Here is a 14,178-nt window from a genome sequence, read left to right on the forward strand (position 1 = left end):
CATCCCCACCGCCTTTCTACGGTCGACTCGTCCGCCTTGAGTACCCCTTGGTCACGCTCGCACCGCCGCGGTTCCACCGGATGCCTCTGATGGCGGGAACGGCCGACCCTGACAGCGGTCACCGGATGCGCCTCTGGGAGACCGGTCGCACGATGAAGCCATGTCGGCCCCCCACTCCGCAGAGCGCTTCGACGCCTTCCGGGCCTTGGCAGCCCGGAGGGGGCGTCCGGGTGACCGGCTGCTGGAATCCCTGGCCCGTACCCGCGCCCGGACGGCGGACGGCCCCGAGGACTGGGCACCCGAGGAGGGTGCCCGGTTCGGCCTGCCGGCCGCCGCCATGCTCGGCCCGGCCTCGTACTACGCGGACCTCACCGCCCCGCACGGCCGTCGCCATGTGCGGGTGTGCGCCGCGACGGCGTGCTTCGCGGCGTCGGCCGGGCGCCACGCCGGTGAGGTGCAGGCCGGGCTGGGCGTCGCCACGGGGAGCGTCACACCGGACGGGGAGACATCACTGCAGGCTGTTCGCTGCCTCGGCTACTGCTACGCGGGACCCGCCGCCCTCGACGGTGACACGCCCCGTACCGGCCCCGACCTGGCTGAGCAGCTCACCGGCCGGGTGCCACCACGGACGGCGCCCGAGGTTCCCGCGGCCGATGCCACTGGTGACCCCGTTCTGCTGGGTGGCGTGGTGTGTGGGGAACGCCCGTGGCAGGTTTGGCCGGATGTGGTGGCCACGCGCCGGCCCGAGGACATCGATCGGGAGGTGGCGGAATCCGGGCTGCGGGGGCGTGGCGGCGCGGGATTCCGCGTGGCCGCCAAATGGGCCGCCGCGAGCGGTGCTCCGGACACCGTGGTGGTGGCCAACGGGGACGAGGGCGACCCCGGTTCCTACGCCGACCGGCTGTTGATGGAAACCGACCCGGACCGGGTGCTGGAGGGACTGGCCCTGGCCTGTTTCGCCTGCGGAGCCGCCCGGGGCGTGGTGCTGGTGCGCTCGGAATACCCGCGAGCGCTGACCCGGATGAAGGAGGCGGTCACCAACGCTTATGCCGCTGGTCATCTCGGCCCCCGGGTGCACGGGACCGGCACCACGGTGGACATCCAGGTGGTCCGGGGCGCGGGGTCGTATGTGGCCGGTGAGGAGACCGCCCTGATCGCCGGTCTGGAGGGCGGCCGGGGATGTGCCCGCCCTCGTCCGCCGTATCCGACCCAGCGCGGGTTGTGGGACGCGCCGACGGTGGTGAACAACGTCGAGACACTGGCGGCCGTCCCGTGGATCGTCTCCCGGGGCGGCGCTGCGTACGCCCGGCGCGGGACATCCGAGGAGACCGGCACCAAGCTGGTGTGCCTGGCCGAGCGGTTCGCCCGGCCGGGCGTCTACGAGGTGGAGCTGGGCACCCCGGTGCGGCGGATCGTCACCGAGCTGGGCGGTGGGCTGAAGGACGGTGCCGAGCTCGCCGCCCTCCAAGTAGGTGGCCCGCTGGGCGGCTTCCTCGCGGCCGACACGCTGGACCTGCCGCTGAGCGAGGCGGGCCTGGCGGCCCGGGGCGCGGCCCTCGGCCATGCCGGTCTCGTCGCCTTCGACCAGCGTGTGGCACCGCAGGACGTCTTGCGGCACGTCTGGGAGTTCGCCGCCGCCGAGAGCTGCGGGGCCTGCTCGCCGTGCCGGGTCGGCTCCCGCCGCGGCCTGGAGCTGGCGGCCGAGGGTGTGCCACCCGGTGAGGAGTACGGGAGGCTGGCGCGCGTACTGGCCGAGGCGAGCCTGTGCGCTTTCGGGCGGCGGATCCCGCCCGCCGTCCGCAGCCTCGCACGAGCCTACGGAGAACCCCTGGCGGAGTGGGACCGATGACCGCGATCCGGCTCGACGGTGCCGATGTCCAGGTAGCCGAGGACGCCTCGCTGCTCACCGCCGTGCGCGCGGCCGGAATCGAGATGCCCGCGCTCTGCCACGACGGCCGGTTCGCCCCGGCCGGTTCCTGCCGGACCTGCCTGGTGCGGGCCGACGGGCGGATCGTGGCGTCCTGCGTCACCCCGGCGGCCCCCGGCGCCACCGTAGAAGCCACCGCCGACGACCTGCGGGCGCTGCGCCGTGAGGCGGTCGAGGTCATCGTCTCCGCCCTGCCGACCCGGGCCCTGGCCTCCGGCAGCCGCACCGAACTCGCCCGGGTGTGCCGGTCGCTGGGCATCGGGCCCGAGACGGCCACCGGCCCCGGAGACCGTGGTGGCGACGACTCCCATCCGTACGTCCACCTCGACCGTGACCTGTGCATCGCGTGCGGCCGGTGTGTGCGCATGTGCGCGGACGTGCAGGGCACCTTCGCCCTGACCCTGGTCGGCCGGGGCGCTGACACCGTCGTCGCCCCCGGCACCGGCGGGCCGTGGGCCCAGTCCGACTGCGTCGCGTGCGGCGGCTGTGTCGACACCTGCCCCACCGGCGCGATCTTCGAACCGGGACCCGCGCCCGGGCTCACCACCGCGAGCCCCGCGGACCCCGCGACAGCCACCCGGACCCGTACGACCTGTGGCTACTGCGGCGTGGGCTGCACCTTGGACGTGGTCACGGAGAACGGCGCGATCTCGGCCGTACTGCCGGCCCTCGACGGACCGGTCAACCGGGGACACGCCTGCGTCAAGGGCCGCTTCGCGCGCGGTTACCGCACCTCGCCCGAGCGGCTCACCCGGCCCCTGCTGCGCCGCGACGGCCGCCTGGAGCCCGTCGGATGGGACGAGGCGCTGCGTCACGTCGCCCGCGGGCTGCGCGCCGCCGTCCATGACGGCGGCCCTGACGCCGTGGCGGCCATCTCCTCCGCCCGCGCCACCAACGAGGAGAACTACCTCCTCCAGAAGTTCATGCGGGTCGTGATCGGCACCAACAGCGTCGACAACTGCTCCCGGCTGTGCCACTCCCCGTCCGCCGCCGGACTCACGGCCACCTTCGGCCTCCCCGGTGGCACCGACACCTTCGACGACGTCGAGCGCTCCGACTGCCTGCTGGTGGTGGGCGCCAACCCGACCGAGGCGCATCCGGTGGTCGGCGCACGGCTGCTGCGGCGCGTGCTCCAAGGGGCGCGTCTCGTCGTCGCCGACCCCCGGGCCGTGGGGCTGGCGACGCATGCCGATGTGCATCTGCGGCCCCGGCCCGGCACCAACGTGGCGCTCTTCCACGGCCTCGCCCATGTGCTGCTCGCCGAGGATCTCATCGACCATGCCTTCCTGCGGGACCGGGCCGCTGGTCTGCCGGAGCTGACCGAGCTGCTGGCCGACTACCCGCCGACTCGGGTGGCCGCCCTCACCGGCGTGCCCGCCGCGCACGTGGTGGCGGCCGCCCGGCTCTACGGGCGGGCCGAGCGCCCCGCCATCGTCCACGGTCTCGGCGTCACCGAACACCTCCACGGCACCGACGGCGTACGGGCGCTGGCCAACCTCGCCGTCCTGCGCGGCGCCGTCGGCACCGGCCGCGGTTTCGGGGTCAACCCGCTGCGCGGCCAGAACAACGTGCAGGGCGCCTCCGACATGGGCGCCCTGCCCGATGTCCTGCCCGGCTACGGGAAGATGACCGACCCGGCCGTCCGCGCACGGGCCGAGGAGGTGTGGGGCGCCCCCGTGCCCGACCGGCCCGGTCTGCGGATTCCCGAGATGTTCGCGGCGGCACGGGCCGGGCGGCTGCGGGCGCTGTGGGTCGTCGGGGAGGACGTTTGCGCCACCGACCCCGACGCCAACCGGGTGGCCCAGGCCCTGGACGCCTGTCCGCTGGTCGTGTGCAACGAGCTGTTCCTGTCCGAGACCGCCCGCCACGCGGACGTCGTGCTGCCAGCCACCTCCTGGCTGGAGAAGGACGGCACCTTCGTCAACTTCGACCGCAGGTTCCAGCGGGTCCGCCCCGCCGTGGCCCCACCGGGCCTGGCCCGCTCCGACTTCGAGATCGTCCAGGCCGTCGCCTCCGCCATGGACACCGACCTGGAATGTCCCGACCCGGCGGCCGCCCTGGCCGAATGCGCCCGGCTCACCCCGCTGTTCGCCGGGTTGTCCCATCAGCGGTTGGACCGGGAGGGCGCCATCCCCTGGCCCTGCCCGGACCCGGGACGGCCGGGCGAGGCCACGCTGTACCGGGAGCGATTCGCCACCCCCGACGGGCGGGCACACCTGGCGGCCGCTCCGTATCTGCCGCCGGGGGAGCAGCCCGACGACCAGTACCCCCTGATCCTGGTCACCGGGCGGCGCTGGGCGCACTACAACTCCGGCTCCATGACCCGTCGCGGAGGCAACCTCACCATCGACCCCACCGACCACCTCGATGTCCACCCGGACGACGCCGCCCGCTACGGCCTGTTCGACGGCGCGCCCGTCACGGTGACCAGCAGACACGGAAATGCCCGCCTGCTCACCCGGATTGGTGTCGAAACCGCCCCTGGCCAGGTCTTCTGTGCCTTCCACTTCCCCGCCAGCGGCGTGAACCGCCTCACCTCCGACCACGCCGACACAGTCACCTCCTGCCCCGAGTACAAGGTCACGGCGGTACGGCTGACCGGGAGGAACGGACCCGGGTGACGGCAGGGCTGTCGCGGGTGGAGGCGGCGCGGCGGCTGGGGGAGTACGGGCCCAACGCCCTCGCCCAGGAGAGACCCACGCCCGTGTGGCGCCGCGTGGCGCAGCAACTGCGCGACCCACTGATCGTGGTGCTGCTCGTGGCTGCCGCGCTGACCCTCGCCACCAAGGACCTTCCCGACTCCGCGGTGATCCTGCTCGTCATCACGGTGAACACCGTGGCCGGCGTCGCCCAGGAGGTCCGGGCGGAACGGGCCGTGGCCGCCCTGACGGCACTGAGCGCCCCCACCGCCCGGGTGGTGCGCGACGGCACGGAATCTTCCGTACCGGCCGCCGACGTGGTGCCCGGAGACTTGGTCCTGCTCGGCGAGGGGGACATCGTGCCGGCGGACGGTGAAGTTCTCGACGCCGCGCCGCTCTTGGTCGACGAGTCGGCGCTGACGGGCGAGTCCGTCCCGGTGGAGAAGGCCGTCGGCTCGGACGGGGCGCTCGGCACGGTGTCGGCCGGCACGGTGGTCGTCCGCGGGCGCGGACGCGTACGGGTCACCGGAACCGGGCCGGACAGCGCGCTCGGCCGGATCGCCGCGCTGATGGGGACCGCGCCCGGCCTGACCCCTCTGCAGCGCCGACTGGCCCGGTTCGGCCGCGTGCTGGCAGCCGTCACCGTCGCGCTGTGCGCGGTGGTGCTCGCCCTGGGGCTGGTCCGCGGACAGCCGGTCGAGCTGATGGTCGTGGCCGCGATCAGCCTCGCCGTCGCGGCCGTACCCGAGTCCCTGCCCGCCGTGGTCACTCTCGCCCTGGCCCTGGGGGCACGGCGGATGGCCGACCGACACGCCATCGTCCGCCGACTTCCCGCGGTGGAGACGTTGGGCTCGGTCACCGTGCTCGCCACCGACAAGACCGGCACGCTGACCGAGGGCCGGATGGCCGCCGAAAAGCTGTGGACGCCCCGGGGCACGGCCACCGTCAGCGGTATCGGCTACAGCCCCGAGGGCCGCGTGGCACGCGACGGCCACCGGGTGACCGCGAGCGATGTCCCCGACCTGGTCGCGCTGCTGAGCGCCGCGATGCTGTGCAACGACGCCGCGCTGGAACCTTCGTCGGACGGCGAGACACGGTGGCGCCCGATGGGCGACCCCACCGAGGCCGCCCTGCTCACCGCCGGGGCCAGGCTGGGCCTGGACCGGGCGGCCCTGGAACACCAGCTGCCACGAGTTGACGAAATTCCCTTCGACAGCGCACGCAAGCGCATGACGACCGTGCACCGCGGGAACGGCGGCGGGTTGCGGGTCGTCTGCAAGGGGGCGCCCGAGGCCATGCTCCGGCCCCCGGTCCTCGCCGACCCACCGGACATGCTCTTCCGCGCCGCCGCCCAGGCCGAGGAACTGGCCCGCGGCGGCTACCGGGTCCTCGCCGTCGCCTCCGCCGACCACGACGAGGCGCCACCCGCGAGCCACGGCACCTGGGAGTCGGGCCTGTCACTGCTCGGCCTCGTCGGCATCCTCGATCCGCCCCGCGACACCTCCCGTACGACGATCGCCGCATGCGAACAGGCCGGCATCACACCCGTCCTCATCACCGGCGACCACCCCCTCACCGCACGTGCGGTGGCGGCGCGTTCGGGCATCGCGGCCCGGGAGAACGAGGTCACCACCGGCCAACGGATCCGCCGGGGCACCGCGGGTGAGCTGACCGCCTTGCGCGTCTACGCCCGCACAACGCCCGACCAGAAGCTGGACATCGTCCAGGCGTGGCGAGCGGCGGGCCATGTCGTGGCGATGACCGGCGACGGCGTCAACGACGGCCCCGCCCTGCGCCGGGCGGACATCGGAGTGGCCATGGGCCGACGCGGCACCGAAGTGGCCCGCCGGGCGGCCGACCTCGTGCTCGCCGACGACAACCTGGCCACCGTCGTCGCCGCCGTCGAGGAAGGCCGCCGCGTCTACGCCAATGTGCGCCGGTTCCTGCTCTACGCCCTCGCCGGAGGAACGGCGGAGATCCTGGTCATGCTCCTCGGCCCGTTCCTCGGCATGCCCCTGCCCCTGCTCCCCGCCCAGATCCTGTGGATCAACCTGCTCACCCACGGCCTCCCCGGAGTGGCGCTCGGAGCCGAACCCGTGGCCCCGGACGTGATGCGCCACCCGCCGCGCCCGCCCGCAGAGAGCGTCCTGGGCGCCGGGCTGTGGCCCCGCATCCTGATCATGGGCCTCTTCGTCGCCTGCGTCACCCTGGTCGCCGGGGTGTGGGCGCGAGATACCGGCCGCCCCTGGCAGTCCATGATGTTCCTGGTCCTCGGCGCCACCCAGCTCGGCATCGCACTGGGCTCCCGCGCCCGCCCGGGCAGCCTCACCAACCCGTTCCTGCTGGCCGCCGTGGGGGCGGCCCTGGCCCTCCAGGCGGCCGGCGTCTACCTGCCGCCCCTGCGTGCCCTGTTGGGCACCGAACCACTGCCCCCCGTCGACCTCGCGATCGCCTGCGCGCTCTCCGGCCTCGGGCACGTCGTCATGCGCGCACAGAGGCGGCTGTTCCCGGAGCGCCCACCCCACGTCCGCTCGGCGCATGGTCCGGCCCACGGCTGACGGCGACCCCGGGGAAGCCAGCGGTGTTCCAGATCTCGCCTGTCGTGGTGATGCCCAGCGCCTCGTACTCGTCCAGCGCCTCGGTCCAGGCGCGGGCCCCGGTGCCCATGGCGAACGCGGCCGTGGCGTAGGCGTCGGTGAGGGTGAGGCCGCGGCCGGTGAGGGTGAGAGAGGCCAGGCCGGTGGCGGGCTCGCCGGTGCGCGGGTCCAGGATGTGCGTACCGCGTTCGGCCGTTCCCGAGGTGGCGACGGCCAGATCGCGGCCGGTGACCACGGTGGCCAGTTCCCCGGGGTGGGCGGGGTGGGCGATGCCGATCCGCCAGGGCGTTCCGGGAGCGGTCTCGCCGCGCGTCTGGATGTCGCCGCCGCCGTTGACGCACGTGTTGCGCGCGCCCGCCTGATACAGCATCCGCGAGGCCCGTTCGATCGCCCAGCCCTTGACCATCCCGGACGGGTCGAGCCGGCCGGCCGGGGTGTGGCTGAACCAGCCGCCGGTGGCGCCCGCCGCCTCCTCGCACAGCGCGAACACCTCGGCCACGTCGGATCGGTACCGCTCGGGGACCGGCTCGCCGCGGCTGAGGCGGCTGATCGCGCTGTCGGGCCGGTAGGTGGAGAACACCTCGTCCACATGGTGCAGCCAGGCCACGGCCTCCTTCAGGGCCTGGTGGACCGGCGGGGTGACCGGGTCGCGGAGGTCGAAGGAGAACACCGTGCCCATGGCGTGCTCGACGTGGCGTAGCCCCCGTGCGGGGGCGGGCGCCTCAGACACCGGCCTTGTCCAATGCGCTCTGCAGGGACCGGGTGTACCCCTCGCTGGTGTAGGTGGCGCCGGACACCGCGTCGATGTGCGCGCTCTGGGCACTCAGCGCCTCACGGGTGAGCTGGGGTACGGCGGAGGCGGCGATCTGCTGGGACCGTGGCCGGTCGGACGGTGTTCGGAGCGCCTTGACCTCGGTGATCTTCCCGTGCGAGAGGGTGACGGACACCTGGACGGGCCCGTACGAGGTGTTGATCACGCTGCCGGTGAAGGTGCCGGAGGCGCCGCCGCTCGAGGAATTCTGCCCGCTCGGAGAGGGGGACGACGACGCTCCCGGTGTCCCGGAGGAGGGCAGCGATGCAGTCATGGCCGGGGCCGGGTTCTGGTGCGGTTTGAGCGACAGCAGAAGGGTCACTCCCGCCACGGTCGAGACGGTGGTCACGGCGGCCTTGCGCATGGCCTGGCTCCTGTTCGTCGGGGATGCGGCGCGTGGATCAGAGCGCGAACGACTCGTGGTGGATGTGGCGGCGCGGCACCCCGGCCTCGCGCAGGGCCGTGACCGCCGCCTCGGTCATCGCGGGCGGCCCGCACAGGTAGACGTCGCGCTCGGTGAGGTCGGGCACCAGGCCGCGCAGCGCCTCCGTGGTCAGCGGTGAGGAGTGCGCGGCGGGCTCGTCGACGACGTAGTGGACGGCCGCCCCGCGCGCGGCGGCGAGCGCGTCGATCTCGCCGCGCAGCGCCAGGTCCTCGGGGCGTCGGGCCCGGTAGATCAGGGTCACCTCGCCGGGCAGCGTCTCGAAGAGCGTACGCAGCGGGGTGATGCCGACGCCGCCGCCGAGCAGCAGGGTCTTGCGGGTGCGGCGGCGGCGCGCGGTGAAGGCCCCGTACGGTCCCTCGGCCAGCACCCGCGTGCCGGGGGCCAGGCGGGCGAGAGCGGCGCTGTGGCCGCCGGACGCCTTGACGGTGATGCGCAGGTACGCCGGGTGCGGGGCGGCGGACAGCGAGTAGGGGTTGGCCGCCCACCACATGCCCCGGGCCAGGAACCGCCAGCGGAAGAACTGGCCCGGCTCGGCGCGCAGCTCCTCCAGCCCGCTGCCCGACACGTACACCGACACGATGCCCGGCGCCTCGAGCCGGACCTCGGCGACGTACAGCCGGTGGCGCATCGCCCGGCGCACCGGGACGGCGAACCGGTACCAGGCCAGCAGCGCCGCCACCCCGAGGTAGAGGGCGTACCAGGCGAGCTGGGCGGGGCGGTTGCCGGTGAAGTCCGCCCCGTCGGAGAGCTGGTGCCCGAAGACGAGGAAGACCGCCAGATAGGTCGCGAAGTGCAGGAAGTGCCAGGTCTCGTACGCCACCCGGCGGCGCACCGCGCGTGCGGACACGATCCCGGTGATCAGGAACAGCAGGAAGCCGATCGTGCCCTTGAGCAGGTCAGGGTAGTGGAGGACCAGGGCGGTGGTCTGATCCACGAAGCCGGTGTGCGATGCGAGGGAGTAGCCCCAGATGATCAGCAGCACGTGGGCGGACGCGAGGGAGATCGTGTAGCGGCCGCCCATGGCGTGCCAGCGGGCCAGCCGGTCGGTGCCGACGGCACGGTCGAGCAGCGGTACGCGCGCCATCAGCATCAATAGGACCGCGCACGCGTATCCGGCCAGCAGCCCGGTGATCCGTCCGGCGCCGGTGAGCCAGTCGGCGAGCGTGACGACCGAGCGGGTGTCGCTCCACCACAGCGCCAGGACGGCGGCGGCCCCGCCCCAGATCAGCAGGTGTGCGAGGGCCGGGACGGGGCTGGGCGGGCGCGGTGCCGACCGGGAGGGGCGGGCCATGGCCGGAGCCCGCGGCGGTGTCGTCATGGTCATGGGAGTCCTCTCGGTGAACAGCCCGGTCAGACTCCCCGGCGAAACTCTGAGGACCCTATGAACGGGGCGAGGCACTCGGGATTCAGAGGAAACTCAGAGGAAGGGCGGGCTTCGGCACGGCGCGGCGCGAGGGATGCTTGATTCATCATGGATACGCACACCACCAGCCGTTTTCTGCTGCGGCCCGATGGCGCCCGGGTCCGCGTCCTCGTCGTCGACGACGAGCCCGATCTGACCGAGGTGCTGTCGGGGGCGCTGCGCTACGAGGGCTGGGAGGTCCGTACCGCCGCCGACGGCGCGTCCGCGCTGGCCGCCGTACGGGCGTTCCACCCGGACGCGGTGGTGCTCGACTGGATGCTGCCGGACACCGACGGGCTCGCCGTGCTGCGCGCGCTGCGGGCGGAGCTGCCGGACGTGTGCGTACTGTTCCTGACCGCGCGCGACGCGGTGGAGGACCGGATCGCGGGGATCACGGCTGGCGGCGACGACTACGTGACCAAGCCGTTCAGCCTGGAGGAGGTGCTGGCCCGGCTGCGCGGGCTGCTGCGCCGGGCCGGGATGGCCCGGGAGCCCGGCGACGACCGGCTGGTGGTCGGGGATCTGGTGATGGACGAGCAGGCCCGGGAGGTGACCCGCGGGGGCGTGGCCGTGGAGCTGTCCCGCACCGAGTTCGAACTGCTGCGGTTCCTGATGCGCAACCCCCGGCGGGTGCTGTCCAAGGCGCAGATCCTGGACCGTGTGTGGAGCTACGACTTCGGCGGCCAGGCCCACGTGGTCGAGCTGTACATCAGCTATCTGCGCAAGAAGATCGACGCGGGACGGCCACCGCTGATCCACACCGTGCGCGGGGTCGGCTACGTGCTCAAAGCGGAGGCCGCGTGAGGCGGCGGCCGAGCGGATGGGCACCCCGTACGCTGCGTGCCCGGCTGACCGCCGGGCTGGTGGTGCTGCTGGCGGTGGCGAGTCTGGCGGTGGGGCTGACCACGGTGTTCGCACTGGAGGGATTTCTGGTGCGCCGGCTGGACCAGCAGCTGACGGCGGCCGGCGGCCGCTTCCCGGCCAGCCTGGAGCACGGCGAGCGGCACCCGGACGCCGACAACCGGCCCGACACCCGAGGCCAGTCGGACCGCACCTTCGGCGCCCGGCTGCTGCGCGGTACGACGACCGACGCGGCGGTCGTGCGCGACCAGACGGACGCCGCCGTTCCGCTGACAGGCGCCGACCGGCGGGTCCTGGCGGGGGTGCCGGTGGACGGCGACGGCCACAGCGTGCGTCTGTCCGCGCTGAGCGCCTACCGGGTGGTCGCGGTCCCCGGGGACGACGGCGACGTCCTGGTCACCGGGCTGCCGCTGCGCCCGGTGGAGGAGACCGTGCACCGGCTCGAGATCGTGGAGGCCGTGGTCTTCGGCAGCGCCCTGCTCGTCACCGGGGTGGCCGGGGCGCTCTGGGTACGGTTGTCGCTGCGGCCGCTGCGGCGGGTGACCACGACCGCCGCCGGAGTGGCCGAACTGCCCCTCGCCAGCGGTGAGGTGGCCATGCCCCCGCCCGTACCGGACACCGATCCGCGCACCGAGGTGGGGCAGGTGGGCACCGCGCTCAACCGCATGCTCGGCCACGTCGGGGACGCGCTGGCCCGTCGCCAGGCGAGCGAGGAACGGCTCCGGCACTTCGCCGCTGACGCCAGCCACGAGCTGCGCACCCCGGTGGCCTCCGTACGCGGCCACGCCGAGCTGGCGCTGCGCCACCCGGGACCCGTACCGGAGCAGGTGCGGCACGCGCTGGAACGGATCCAGTCCGAGTCGGAGCGGATGTCCACACTCGTCGACGATCTGCTGCTGCTCGCCCGGCTCGACGCGGGGCGTCCCCTGGCCCGCCGGCCCGTCGACCTGACCCGGCTGGTGCTCGACGCGACGGGCGACGCGCGGGCCGCGGGGCCGGACCACCGCTGGACGCTGGAGCTGGCCGAGGAGCCGGTTACCGTGCTCGGCGACGAGCACCGGCTCCAGCAGGTGATCGGCAATCTGCTGGCCAACGCCCGGACCCACACCCCGGCCGGAACCCGGGTCACGGTGCGGCTCGCGGTGGCGGACGGCGATGCCGAGCTGACGGTGGCGGACAACGGGCCGGGCGTCCCGGACACGCTCCAGGGCGAGGTGTTCGAGCGGTTCGCCCGCGCCGATCCCGGCCGGTCGCGGGCGGGCGGCGGTACGGGGCTCGGGCTGGCGATCGTACGAGCCGTGGTCGCGGCACACGACGGCACGATCACGCTGACCAGCAGGCCGGGAGCCACCGTCTTCCGGGCCCGGCTTCCGCGCCGTACCGCGGCGCCCGATCCGGACCGCGTTTGAGAACTCTGTGGATCGTGGAGACACCTCCGTGGCCGGTCGCTGCAGACGTGCGGCACGGTAGACGGCCTCCTCCGTCCCCCAGGATCCGGGCGGCTTCCGGCACTTCTTTCGCCTCGAACTACTAGTCAACGGCATTGCGATCACCGATGCCGCCGAGTGGATGGGCCACAAGAGCCTGTATTCGCGTGGGAGCCGCTTGCAGTGGTGTCGGTCACGGCCAGCCCGCCGACATAGGTCAGGCAGTCCCCGCCCACGGCGGCAGCGAGCGCCGCATCCAGAAGGATCTTGCCCGGATTGTGCACCGCCCGTGGCTTGCGTCAGGGCACGAGCACAGCCGACAACGCGGCAGCCGATGCGGTCTTGCTCTACCAGCAGCACCACTCCGGCGCGTCTTCTCGGAGAAGATCTCCACCCGCGCCACCAAGCGCCCCGAGCTGGAGGCCGTCGTGAAGCTCGCCCGGGAGATCCGCTCCTCCGGCGTCGCCGTCACCCTCGTCGTGCACGAGCACAAGCGGCTCGGCCGCGGCATCGAACTCGCCATGCTCGCCGAGGAACTGAAGGCGAGCGACATCGGCCCGGAGTTCCTCACCGGCGAACTGAAGGGCTCACAAGGTCCCTCCGGCATCGCCTTCACCGTGCTCGCCGCCATGTCGGGCATGGAGCGCGAGTACATCCGCGACCGCACCCTCGAAGGCCACGAGTCCGCCCGGCAGAGCGGCAAGACCATCGGCGGCGCCGGGGTCACTCACGACGACATGCTGTCCATGGCCCTCCACCCGCGCGACCAGGAGATGAGCCGGCGCGACATCGCCAAGCGGCTCCTCATCACCACCGGCACGAAGAAGGGGCGACACCCCTCACCCGCCACCGTCATGCGGATGCTCCGCGAACACGACGAGCACACCGCCACGGCAGTGAGTACGTGATCACCCCGCTACTCTGTGGCTGGTGTCTGAGCTAGGACACCGGGGCCGACACCCGCAGTCCCTTGTCGGCGCCTGCCGTCCGGCTCACGATGCTCGGCACGCGGTCAGCCGGGTCGAGGCTGTAGGAGTAGGGGATGCTGACCGTGGTGTTGGACTGTGGATCGGGGCCGGCCGGGTGGTTCTCGCTGCCGGGCTCGGACCAGGTCACGTTGTCGAAGACGTTGCCGCCGACCTGCCAGTAACCGGCCACATCGGTGTAGAAGGTGCCCAGGACGTCCTTGGAGTCCTCGAAGTAGTTGTTGTCCACCTTGGCGCGGGCTCCGGCGCGGGAGTTGATGCCGGACTCGTTGAGGCGCACGTAGTGGTTGTTGTACATGTGGGCGGTTCCGCCACGCAGCAGGGGCGCGCGGGAGTCGATGTTCTCGTACTGGTTGTGGTGGTAGGTGATGAAGCTGTTCGAGCGGTCGCTCTCGCTGTTCCCGACGAGGCCGCCGCGGCCGGAGTTGCGCAGGATGCTGTAGGAGAGGGTCACGTACTGGGTGTTGTCCTTGATGTCGAAGAGGCCGTCGTACCCCTGCGCCTCCCCGCCTGACGCCTCCAGGGTGGTGTGGTCGACCCAGACGTTGCGGATGTTGCGCTCCATGCCGATGGCGTCACCGCCGTTGGATGTGGGGGAGCCCGACTTCTTGACGTCGCGGACGGTCACGTTCTGGATGATGATGTTGCTGGCCTCGCGGAGGTGGATGCCCAGTTGGTCGAAGACGGCGCCGTTGCCGACTCCGATGATCGTGACGTTGCTGACCTTCTTGAGCTCGATCACTCCGTCGGCGGTGTCGCAGCTCTTGCCGGACACTTTCTTGGTGTTGCCGTGATTGATGGTCCCCTGGACTTCGATGGTGATAGGCGTGCTGCTGCTGGCCCGGTTGCACAGGGCCGTGTGGATTGCGGTTCCCGTGGTGGCCCGTACCGTCTGCCCGCCCGCGCCGCCGGTTGTCCCGCCGTTCTGGGTCGCGTAGCCGGTGGCGCCGCCGGCCGCCGCCGATGCCTCGGGCACCGGCAGAAGCGCACCGGCCGCGGTTGCGAGGGCCATCGTGGCAAGCGTCGTACGGAGTCGCAGTGCGTGTGGTCTTTTCATTTCGCCTCCTCATGAGTCCGCGATGC

General features: G+C 72.9%; 9 protein-coding genes and 1 pseudogene. 6 read left to right on the top strand and 4 right to left on the bottom strand.

Annotation, left to right across the window (positions count from 1 at the left end; translation table 11 throughout):
• Positions 1–160 precede the first annotated feature (160 nt).
• From ACZ6CL_RS20410 to ACZ6CL_RS20420, 3 genes are read left to right on the top strand one after another with little or no spacing between them, the layout of a single operon-like run.
• On the top strand, positions 161–1,849 hold the full coding sequence (locus ACZ6CL_RS20410) for an NAD(P)H-dependent oxidoreductase subunit E (protein ID WP_468937526.1): 1,689 nt from the start codon (positions 161–163) through the stop codon (positions 1,847–1,849).
• Positions 1,846–4,548, top strand: coding sequence for a formate dehydrogenase subunit alpha (gene fdhF, locus ACZ6CL_RS20415; protein ID WP_468937527.1), 2,703 nt, complete (start codon positions 1,846–1,848; stop codon positions 4,546–4,548). The genes ACZ6CL_RS20410 and fdhF overlap by 4 nt, the downstream gene beginning before the upstream one ends.
• On the top strand, positions 4,545–7,124 hold the full coding sequence (locus tag ACZ6CL_RS20420; protein ID WP_468937528.1) for a cation-translocating P-type ATPase: 2,580 nt from the start codon (positions 4,545–4,547) through the stop codon (positions 7,122–7,124). Before fdhF ends, ACZ6CL_RS20420 begins: the two co-directional genes overlap by 4 nt.
• Here the strand turns inward: ACZ6CL_RS20420 and ACZ6CL_RS20425 are convergent.
• The 3 genes from ACZ6CL_RS20425 to ACZ6CL_RS20435 are packed head-to-tail and all read right to left on the bottom strand — an operon-like array spanning position 7,048 to position 9,743.
• Positions 7,048–7,842 (bottom strand): FAD:protein FMN transferase, encoded by a 795-nt coding sequence (locus ACZ6CL_RS20425; protein WP_468937650.1) that lies wholly within the window; start codon positions 7,840–7,842, stop codon positions 7,048–7,050. The genes ACZ6CL_RS20420 and ACZ6CL_RS20425 overlap by 77 nt on opposite strands.
• Positions 7,843–7,885: 43 nt before the next feature.
• On the bottom strand, positions 7,886–8,338 hold the full coding sequence (locus ACZ6CL_RS20430; protein WP_468937529.1) for an FMN-binding protein: 453 nt from the start codon (positions 8,336–8,338) through the stop codon (positions 7,886–7,888).
• A gap of 37 nt (positions 8,339–8,375) precedes the next feature.
• A complete protein-coding gene (locus ACZ6CL_RS20435) occupies positions 8,376–9,743 on the bottom strand; it encodes a ferredoxin reductase family protein (RefSeq protein WP_468937530.1) in 1,368 nt (455 codons plus the stop codon).
• A 147-nt stretch (positions 9,744–9,890) separates the two neighbouring features.
• On the opposite strand from ACZ6CL_RS20435, the gene ACZ6CL_RS20440 reads away from it, so the two are divergent.
• The 3 genes from ACZ6CL_RS20440 (at position 9,891) to ACZ6CL_RS20450 (ending at position 13,017) form a co-directional block, all read left to right on the top strand.
• Entirely contained in the window at positions 9,891–10,625 is a 735-nt protein-coding gene (locus ACZ6CL_RS20440; RefSeq protein WP_468937531.1) for a response regulator transcription factor, read from the top strand.
• Complete coding sequence (locus ACZ6CL_RS20445) at positions 10,622–12,091, top strand: sensor histidine kinase (RefSeq protein ID WP_468937532.1); 1,470 nt, start codon at positions 10,622–10,624, stop codon at positions 12,089–12,091. Before ACZ6CL_RS20440 ends, ACZ6CL_RS20445 begins: the two co-directional genes overlap by 4 nt.
• Positions 12,092–12,537: 446 nt before the next feature.
• Entirely contained in the window at positions 12,538–13,017 is a 480-nt protein-coding gene (locus tag ACZ6CL_RS20450; RefSeq protein WP_468937533.1) for a recombinase family protein, read from the top strand.
• Positions 13,018–13,063: 46 nt separating this feature from the next.
• Here the strand turns inward: ACZ6CL_RS20450 and ACZ6CL_RS20455 are convergent.
• A pseudogene (locus ACZ6CL_RS20455) lies at positions 13,064–14,152 on the bottom strand (pectate lyase family protein); the annotation flags it as partial.
• Between the last annotated feature and the right edge of the window lie 26 nt (positions 14,153–14,178).

This window comes from Streptomyces sp. NPDC041200 (assembly GCF_055591805.1).